At 42.2% G+C, this 1,131-nt stretch carries 2 protein-coding genes and 1 tRNA gene; all 3 read right to left on the bottom strand.

Going from position 1 to position 1,131, the window contains the following annotated elements:
• Positions 1-20: 20 nt before the first annotated feature.
• Positions 21-106 (bottom strand) — tRNA-Leu (locus tag BTHERMOSOX_RS11425).
• A gap of 10 nt (positions 107-116) precedes the next feature.
• A complete protein-coding gene (secG, locus tag BTHERMOSOX_RS11420) occupies positions 117-461 on the bottom strand; it encodes a preprotein translocase subunit SecG (protein WP_138121227.1) in 345 nt (114 codons plus the stop codon).
• 2 nt (positions 462-463) lie between these two features.
• On the bottom strand, positions 464-1,131 hold a 668-nt coding region (tpiA, locus tag BTHERMOSOX_RS11415), incomplete at its 5' end, for a triose-phosphate isomerase (RefSeq protein WP_138121226.1).

The raw sequence follows: 1,131 nt of genomic DNA, 5'->3' as shown, positions 1-1,131 counted from the left end.
GTTGTCATCAAGCTGTAATATGGTGCCGATAGCCAGAGTCGAACTGGCACGAGCGTAGCTCACCACCCCCTCAAGGTGACGCGTCTACCAATTCCGCCATATCGGCAAATTCTTAACTATTCAGGAATGTCGCTAATATCTGTTTCAGTACTCACAGGTGCGACCATAGGAATGTCAGAAGGAGCAATTTGCTCCATAATACTTGTGGGTTCATCGCTACCATTCACTTCATTAGTTGCTAAGTAAGCCAACGTTAAGCTAGTAACAAAAAAACCAAAAGCAACACTAGCGGTTAATTTGTACATAAAGGAGTTAGCGCCACGGGCACCAAATACCGAGCCAGAGGCGCCAGCACCAAACGCTGCGCCAGCATCTGCACCTTTGCCGTGTTGCATTAAAATTAGTGCAACTAGGCTTAACGCCAATAACACATGAATAATTAAAATAATTTGAAATGACATAGTTAACCCGCTTTACAAATTTGTAAAAAATCTTCTGCTTTTAAAGATGCGCCGCCAATTAGGCCGCCATCAATATCCTTACAACCAATTAACTCAACAGCATTACCAGGATTCATACTGCCACCATATAAAATTGGTGTTGACTGTGCAATATCAGCATCGTTACTTGCTAACATTGAACGAATAAATTTATGTGCATCTTGTGCTTGCTGTGGTGTAGCTGTAACACCAGTGCCAATCGCCCAAACAGGCTCGTAAGCAATGATAATATTTTTAAATGCATCAATGCCCGATAAATCAATAACCGCTTGAATTTGACGAGTTACAACACTTTCCATGTTGCCAGCTCCTCTTTCTTCTAATGTTTCGCCAATACAGAAAAGCGGTGTTAAGCCATTATCAAGAGCCGCCTGAACTTTATTAGCAACAACTTCGTCAGTTTCTTCGTGCATGCTTCTACGCTCAGAATGACCAACAACAACATATTGCGCACCAAAATCTTTAATCATACCCGCACTAACTTCGCCGGTAAAGGCGCCTGAAGCGTTTACATTAAGATCCTGTGCACCAAGGTTTAATTGAGAGTGAGTAATTAACGCCTCAACTTGTGACATATAAGGAGATGGCACACAAACAATAACTTTTGATTCGACATCTGACATGCCGGCAA

It is taken from the genome of Bathymodiolus heckerae thiotrophic gill symbiont (assembly GCF_900128515.1).
Taxonomy (GTDB): domain Bacteria; phylum Pseudomonadota; class Gammaproteobacteria; order PS1; family Pseudothioglobaceae; genus Thioglobus_A.
The sequence above is the reverse complement of the archived record's forward strand: the minus strand, read 5'-3'. Positions and strand labels throughout refer to the sequence as shown.